7 protein-coding genes are annotated in these 6,847 nt (G+C 72.8%); 5 read left to right on the forward strand and 2 right to left on the reverse strand.

Annotated elements, in window-relative coordinates; all coding sequences use genetic code 11:
* Positions 1-66: 66 nt before the first annotated feature.
* From BM339_RS16085 to BM339_RS16095, 3 genes are all read left to right on the forward strand, one after another.
* Positions 67-2,286 carry a molybdopterin dinucleotide binding domain-containing protein gene (locus BM339_RS16085; RefSeq protein ID WP_075021314.1) on the forward strand — a complete coding sequence of 740 codons (2,220 nt, stop codon included), beginning with the start codon at positions 67-69 and terminating at the stop codon, positions 2,284-2,286.
* Positions 2,287-2,391: 105 nt separating this feature from the next.
* The gene (locus tag BM339_RS16090; RefSeq protein WP_075021315.1) at positions 2,392-3,306 is read left to right on the forward strand and encodes a Rieske (2Fe-2S) protein; all 915 of its coding nucleotides are present in this window, start codon (positions 2,392-2,394) and stop codon (positions 3,304-3,306) included.
* Positions 3,307-3,645: 339 nt separating this feature from the next.
* Entirely contained in the window at positions 3,646-3,882 is a 237-nt protein-coding gene (locus BM339_RS16095) for a hypothetical protein (RefSeq protein WP_075021316.1), read from the forward strand.
* Here the strand turns inward: BM339_RS16095 and BM339_RS16100 are convergent.
* Both BM339_RS16100 and BM339_RS16105 read right to left on the reverse strand, forming a co-directional pair.
* Positions 3,879-4,649: a sulfite exporter TauE/SafE family protein gene (locus tag BM339_RS16100; RefSeq protein ID WP_021593315.1), complete on the reverse strand. Its 771-nt coding sequence runs from the start codon at positions 4,647-4,649 to the stop codon at positions 3,879-3,881. The genes BM339_RS16095 and BM339_RS16100 overlap by 4 nt on opposite strands.
* Positions 4,650-4,734: 85 nt before the next feature.
* On the reverse strand, positions 4,735-5,523 hold the full coding sequence (locus tag BM339_RS16105; RefSeq protein ID WP_021593314.1) for an ABC transporter ATP-binding protein: 789 nt from the start codon (positions 5,521-5,523) through the stop codon (positions 4,735-4,737).
* A 225-nt stretch (positions 5,524-5,748) separates the two neighbouring features.
* Between BM339_RS16105 and BM339_RS16110 the strand changes: the two genes are divergently transcribed.
* Both BM339_RS16110 and BM339_RS16115 read left to right on the forward strand, forming a co-directional pair.
* Complete coding sequence (locus BM339_RS16110) at positions 5,749-6,516, forward strand: hypothetical protein (protein WP_021593313.1); 768 nt, start codon at positions 5,749-5,751, stop codon at positions 6,514-6,516.
* A gap of 108 nt (positions 6,517-6,624) precedes the next feature.
* Positions 6,625-6,847 (forward strand): helix-turn-helix domain-containing protein (locus tag BM339_RS16115; RefSeq protein WP_143118341.1); only part of this gene is annotated, 223 nt, incomplete at its 3' end.

Consider the following 6,847-nt stretch of genomic DNA (forward strand, 5'->3'; position numbering starts at 1 on the left):
GGCGATGGCGCCACCTGGGCGGAATTGCCATGATGGAAGACGGTTCCGTTCACAAGGAGTGTCCCGATGGGCGACCGCACGGCCTTCCGCACCTGTCCGCTCTGCGAAGCCCTGTGCGGGCTCGAACTGACCCTGGACGACGCGGGGACGGTGACCCGCGTCCGCGGCGACGAGAAGGACCCGTTCAGCCGGGGCTTCATCTGCCCCAAGGGCGCCACGCTCGGAAGCCTCGACGGCGACCCCGACCGGCTCGCGGAACCGCTCGTCGGGGGCGGGGCGGCCGGATGGGACGAGGCGTTCGAGGAGGTCCGGCGGGGTCTGGCCGACGTCATCGCGCGGCACGGGCGGGACGCCGTCGCCGTCTACATCGGCAACCCGACCGCCCACTCGATCGCCGGGCCGCTGTACGGCGGCGCGATCGTCAAGGCGCTCGGCACCCGGAACCTCTACACGGCGAGCACGGCCGACCAGATGCCGAAGCACGTGTCGTGCGGGCACATGTTCGGCGACCCCCTGGCGATCCCGGTGCCCGATCTGGACCGCACCGGCCACCTGCTCATGCTGGGCGCCAACCCGCTCGAATCGAACGGCAGCCTGGCGTCCGCGCCGGACTTCCCCGGACGGCTCAAGGCGATCCGGGCGCGCGGGGGCAAGGTCACGGTCGTCGACCCGCGCCGGACCAGGACGGCCGCCCTCGCCGACGAGCACCTGTTCATCCGGCCCGGGACGGACGCGTTCTTCCTCATGGCGCTCGTCCACACCCTGTTCGCCGAGGACCTCGTCGCGTCCGCCGAGCACCTCGCGGGACGCGTCAACGGCCTGGACGACCTGCGCGCCCTCGCCGTCGACTTCGCCCCCGAGCGCGTCGCGCCCGTCACGGGCATCCCCGCCGGGACGATCCGCCGCACCGCCCGCGACCTCGCCGCCGCCGACCGCGCCGCCGTCTACGGCCGCATCGGGACGTGCACCCAGGCGTACGGGACGCTGAACAGCTGGCTCGTGGACGTCCTGAACGTCCTCACCGGGAACCTCGACCGGGAGGGCGGCGCGATGTTCCCGCGCCCCGCGCACGCGCCCGTGTACCGCCGCAAGAGGCCGTTCACGACCGGACGCTGGCGCAGCCGCGTCCGCGGGCTGCCGGAGGTCAACGGGGAACTGCCGGTCGCGACGCTCGCGGACGAGATCGAGACGCCCGGCGAGGGGCAGATCAGGGCGCTGATCACGATCGGCGGCAACCCGGCGCTGTCGGCCCCGAACGCCGCCCGGCTCGACCGCGCCCTCGCCGGCCTGGAGTTCATGGTCAGCGTCGACCCGTACCTGAACGAGACGACCCGGCACGCGAGCGTGATCCTGCCGCCGCCCCGCCCCGCGCAGACGCCGCACTACGACATCGCGCTGACCGGCCTCGCCGTCCGCGACTACGCCCGCTACTCGCCGCCCGCCGTGCCGCTGCCGGACGGGCGCCCGGGCGAGGCCGCCGTCCTCGCCCGGCTCGCCCTGATCGCCTCCGGCACGGACGGCGACCCCGCCACGCTGGACGAGATGGTCATCACGGCGACGCTGCGGAAGGCCGTCACGCTCGACGGCTCCCCGGTGCACGGCCGCGAACCGGACGAGCTGCGCAAGATGCTCGACTCCGGCACCCTGACCGAGCAGCGGCTCGACATGATGCTGCGCCTCGGCCCCTACGGTGACGGCTTCGGCGCCGAACCCGGCGGCCTCACCCTCTCCAGGCTGCGCACCGAGCACCCGCACGGCCTCGACCTCGGCCCCCTCAAGCCGCGGCTGGACGAGGTGATCTGCACCACGTCAGGGCGCATCGAACTGTGCCCGTCCACGTTCGCCGCCGACGTCGACCGCCTCCACTCCGCCCTGCGCGACCCGGGCACGTCCGGCGGGACGGTGCTGATCGGACGCCGCCACCTCCGGTCCAACAACAGCTGGCTGCACAACGTCCCCGAACTGGTGCGCGGCTCCAACACCTGCACCCTCCAGCTGAACCCCGCCGACGCGGACGCGATCGGCGTCACCGCAGGCGACACGGTCCGCGTCACCTCCCGCACCGGCACCGTCGACGCCGTCGCCGAACCCACCGAGACGATCATGCAGGGCGTGGTCAGCCTGCCGCACGGCTGGGGCCACGACCGCCCCGGAACCCGCACCGAGGTCGCCGCCCGCCACGCCGGCGTGAACGTCAACGCCGTCACCGACGAGCAGGAGATCGACCCCCTCTCCGGCAACGCCGTGTTCAACGGCGTCCCCGTCACCCTGGAGGCGGCGCGCTGACCCCTTGTTTAGCCCCTCCCGGCTACAGGTAGGTATGACTGGCCGCAGGTGAACACCGAAGACTAGTGTCGCAACAGGCGTCTCACGGGGCCGCGGAGGAGGGACATGAACCGACGGGTCAACATATTCCGGCGCGGGTCCCGCCCACCGGCGTCCGCGCGCCTGGCCGACGTCACCGAGAACCTCGAACACGCCCGCGGCCTCGACCGCACCATCCGCGTGCTCTCCACGGCCGTGCGGCGCACGCTGCGTCCCGGGCCCGTGAAGGACACCCTGCACGGCGTCCCGTTCGGGCACCCCGCCCACCCGCCGCTCACCGACGTGCCCATCGGCATGTGGCTGTCCGCCGCCGTGCTGGACCTCATGCCCGGGACGCGCCGCGCCTCCCAGGCCCTCGTCGCCGCCGGCCTCGCCGGCGCCGTCCCGACCGTCCTCACCGGCATCGCCGACTGGTCCGCCCTGCACCGCGAACAGCAGCGCGTCGGGCTGATCCACGCCGCCGGGACGGCCACCGCCGGCATGCTGTACTCGGCGTCCCTCCTCGCCCGCTACCAGGGCCGGGACGCCGCCGGACGCGCCTTCGGCTTCGCCGGCCTCGGCGCTCTGTTCGCCGGCACCTACCTCGGCGGCCACCTCGCCTTCCGGCAGGCCGCGGGCGCCAGCCACGCCGACCAGCTCGCCCACCTCGTCCCGCTCGGCTGGCACGACCTGTGCGCCGCCGACGAACTCCCCGACGGCTGGCCCGTCGCCCGCCGCCTCGGCTACATCAGCCTCTTCGTCCTGCGCCGCGGCGACGACGTCCACGTCCTCGCCGACCGCTGCAGCCACCTCGCCGGCCCCCTCCACCAGGGCCGAATCATCACCGACGACAACGCCGACACCTGCGTCGTCTGCCCCTGGCACGGCAGCACCTTCCGCGTGGCCGACGGCTCCGTCCTCCACGGCCCCGCCACCGCCCGCCAACCCACCTTCGAGACCCGCGTGACAGAAGAGGGCGTCCTCCAGGTGAAGCCGGTTTAGCCCTGTTGGCCCAGGGGGGCGACCCCCTGGAACCCCCGTTACGAGCCGGTCGATCCTCACGCCACGTGCGGCTTGTCGTGACCGTGCGGGTTTGTGTCGTGTCGCTGCGGTCGCCCGGCTCGACGGGCACGCGCGCTCCGCTCGCCTGCCCGTGGCCTCAGCCGAGCTTCAAGCCCCAAGAGGGTGTGAATCGTGCTCGTCCAAGAGGGGTCGGGGGCTCGTTCGAGAGGGTTTTCGGGGGGCGGGGGACCTGGTGTTTTGTGGGGTTCTGGGGGATTCAGCGAGAGGGGTTCGGGGTATAAGTCGAATATATGTTCGACTAGGTGAGGGGTCGCGGGGATGAAGGGCGACTGGGTCGAGATCGTGGTGGACGCCGGGGGCGACGGGACGCGGACGTACGAGATCACGGCGAGCCGCGCGGGGCGCCGGGTGGAGGTCGCGACCCGGCGCGGCGTCGTGGAGGTCAGCGAGGTCACCCGCACGGGCACCGCCGTCAGGACGGCGCGCTTCATGGCCAGCCGGGTCCTGGCCCTGGTGGAGCACCCCACCGGGGACGGCCGCGAGGACGAGGGCTAGAGCACCAGGTTCACGATGGCGACCAGGCCGACGACGACGATCACGCCGCGGAGCGCCATGGGCGGGATGCGCCGGCCGACGGAGGCGCCGATCATGCCCCCGCAGGTGGAGCCGGCCGCGATGAGCAGGACGACCCACCAGTCGATCCCGGTGTCGCCGAACAGCCACGTCAGCGTGAACAGGATCGCGGCGGTGCCGTTGACGACGGCCGACAGGACGTTCTTGCCCGCGTTGAGGCGCTGCAGGTCGTCGTCCAGCATGATGCCGAGCAGCGCGATGAGGATGATGCCCTGCGCGGCGCCGAAGTAGCCGCCGTACATGCCCGCGAACAGGACCCCGACCCACAGCGTCGCGCCGCCGTGCGGACGGCGCTCGCCCTCCCGGCGGCGCACCATCCACTTCTGGAGGCGGGGCTGCACGACGACCAGGACCAGCGCGATCGCGATCAGCGCGATGACGATGACGTTGAACGCCTTCTCGGGCAGGCCGAGCAGGAGCAGGGCGCCGATCACCGAGCCGGCGCAGGACGCGGTGGCGAGCCGCAGCAGCCGCCCGCGCTGGCCCTCCAGCTCCTTGCGGTAGCCGATGGCGCCCGTCACGCCGCCCGGGACGAGGCCGATGTTGTTCGACACGTTCGCGACCACCGGCGGGTAGCCGAGCGCGACCAGGGTCGGGAAGGTGATCAGGGAGCCGGACCCGACGACCGTGTTGATGCCTCCGGCGGCCACTCCGGCCGCGAAGACGGCGACCGCGTCCAGCAGATCCAAGTAAGTCCCATCCCTGCGTCATGTGTTACTGAACGGCGCACACATCGTAGGGACCGCGCGGTGACCACCTGGGCACTGGGGTCGGTCAGCGGGCGGAGCGGGCGTACCAGCGGCCGTTCTGCCGCTCGATCGTGAGCGGGATCCCGAAGGTGTCCGACAGGTGCTCCTGGGTGAAGACCTCGTCCACCTTGCCCTGCGCGACGATCTGCCCGCCCCGGAGCAGCAGCGCGTGGGTGAAGCCCTCCGGAACCTCCTCCACGTGGTGCGTCACCATCGCCATGGTGGGCGCGGACGGGTCGTCGGCGAGGGCGGCGAGGCGGGCGACGAGGTCCTCGCGGCCGCCGAGGTCGAGACCGGCGGCGGGCTCGTCCAGGAGCAGCAGCTCGGGGTCGGGCATCAGGGCGCGGGCGATCTGGACGCGCTTGCGCTCGCCCTCCGACAGGGTGCTGAACGTGCGGCGGATCAGGTCGGCGCAGCCGAGGGCCTCCAGCAGCGCGACGGCCCGGCCCACGTCGGTCGAGTCGTACTCCTCCTGCCAGCGGCCGAGGATCGCGTACGAGGCGGTCAGCACCAGGTCGATGACCGTCTCGTTGGTCGGGACCTTCTCCGCGACCGACGAGCTGGCGATGCCGATGCGGGGGCGCAGCTCGAACACGTCGGTGCGGCCGAGCTCCTCCTCCAGGATCTCGACGGCGCCGTCGGTGGGATGCAGCATCGCGGCGGCGACCTGGAGCAGTGTCGTCTTGCCGGCCCCGTTCGGGCCGACGATCACCCAGCGGTCGCCCTCGTTGACGGTCCATGTGACGTCGCGCAGCAGGTGGGCCCCGCCGCGCCTGACCCCGACTCCGCGGAGCTGAAGTACCTCGCCTGCCATCGCGTGCCTTCGTCCCCAATCCGGTGGTCCCGTGGTCCGGTTCAGGAAAGAACCTATGCGATCCGGGACGGGCGTGGGCCACCCGGTTCGGTCGGAATCGGCGGTCCGGGAACGCTCCCGCACCGCGAGAGGTCTGTTACGTCCGGTGGCACCGGCGATCCGAGCGCTTATCGTGGTTCGCATGCCCATTGCGAAGTGTCCGGGACAGGGAATGAGCACGAACGAATGAGCAGGGGCGTCGCGATCGCTCTGGTCGCCTGGGGCAATGCGTGGCTGACGGGCAGCGTCGGCCTGGACGAGGCGGTCGACGAGATCGAGAAGAGCGGCGGCCCGCAGATCGTCGGCGGCGAGCCCGCCGAGGTGACGCTGCGCCGCGGGCTCGGTGACCTGCGCGTCGGCGGGATGGCGGCGCTGCGGCTGGCACTGCCCGAGCCGGGCGACCCGCTCGGGCTGACCGGCCCGCCGGGCCTCAACGCCGCGGCGGTCGAGGCGGGGGCGGCCGTCGTCGCCGTGCTCGACGGACGGGCGATGGGGCTCGTCCCGTCCGAGGACAGGCGCGGCTCGTCGTACGTCGGCGTCCGCTGGACGACGCACGACGCGTCGCCGGTGCCGCCGGACGTCCCGTCCCTCGCCGAGGCCGACCACCGGCTCACCCTCGCGATGCGGGACGCGACCGAGGCGCTGCTGACGGTGGACGACTTCGCCGGCGTCCCGCCCGAGATCGCCGACGCGCTCGTCGACCTGCGCGATCCCGACCGCGGCGACCATCCGCTCGCCCCCGGCTACCCGCCCCGCGCCCACCGCGTCGCGGCCCTCGCCGGGCGGCTGTCGCTGGTGGTCGACCTGGCCCGCCAGATGGACGACCGCGGCCTCAGCGCCGACCAGATGAGCCGCCGCGGCGAGGCCCTGCGCCTCCTGGACGGCGCCGTCCGCCGCGCGCTGGTGGCGGCCTGCAACAGCGCGTTCGACCCGGTACCTGGAGCGGAGCGCTAGCTGTACTTGGCCATGATCTTGGTGACACCTGACCGGTAGGTGTTTGATCAGCAAGAAGACCTCCGGGCGTAGTGGAGTTGCACGCTTCACCAGCACCCGGAGGTCTCAGTGAGCCACGCTAACGCCCGTCTGACTTTCCACGGCAGATGCCTGCTGGTTCGCCGTGTCGTGTTCGGTGGCCGCCCGGTCGCCCACGTCGCGGCCGAGCTGGGAGTGTCGCGGCAATGCGCGCACCGCTGGGTGGGCCGGTACCGGCGGCAGGGATGGGACGGGCTGGCCGATCGGCGCAGCGGCCCCCGCGCGTCCCCGTCCAAGACCCCGGCCCAGACCG

The organism is Actinomadura madurae, from assembly GCF_900115095.1.
Lineage (GTDB): Bacteria > Actinomycetota > Actinomycetes > Streptosporangiales > Streptosporangiaceae > Spirillospora > Spirillospora madurae.

Coding starts and splice junctions, on each gene's coding strand:
- BM339_RS16085 (WP_075021314.1), top strand. CDS start 67: ATGGGCGACCGCACGGCCTTCCGCACCTGTCCGCTCTGCGAAGCCCTG.
- BM339_RS16090 (WP_075021315.1), top strand. CDS start 2,392: ATGAACCGACGGGTCAACATATTCCGGCGCGGGTCCCGCCCACCGGCG.
- BM339_RS16095 (WP_075021316.1), top strand. CDS start 3,646: ATGAAGGGCGACTGGGTCGAGATCGTGGTGGACGCCGGGGGCGACGGG.
- BM339_RS16105 (WP_021593314.1), bottom strand. CDS start 5,523: ATGGCAGGCGAGGTACTTCAGCTCCGCGGAGTCGGGGTCAGGCGCGGC.
- BM339_RS16110 (WP_021593313.1), top strand. CDS start 5,749: ATGAGCAGGGGCGTCGCGATCGCTCTGGTCGCCTGGGGCAATGCGTGG.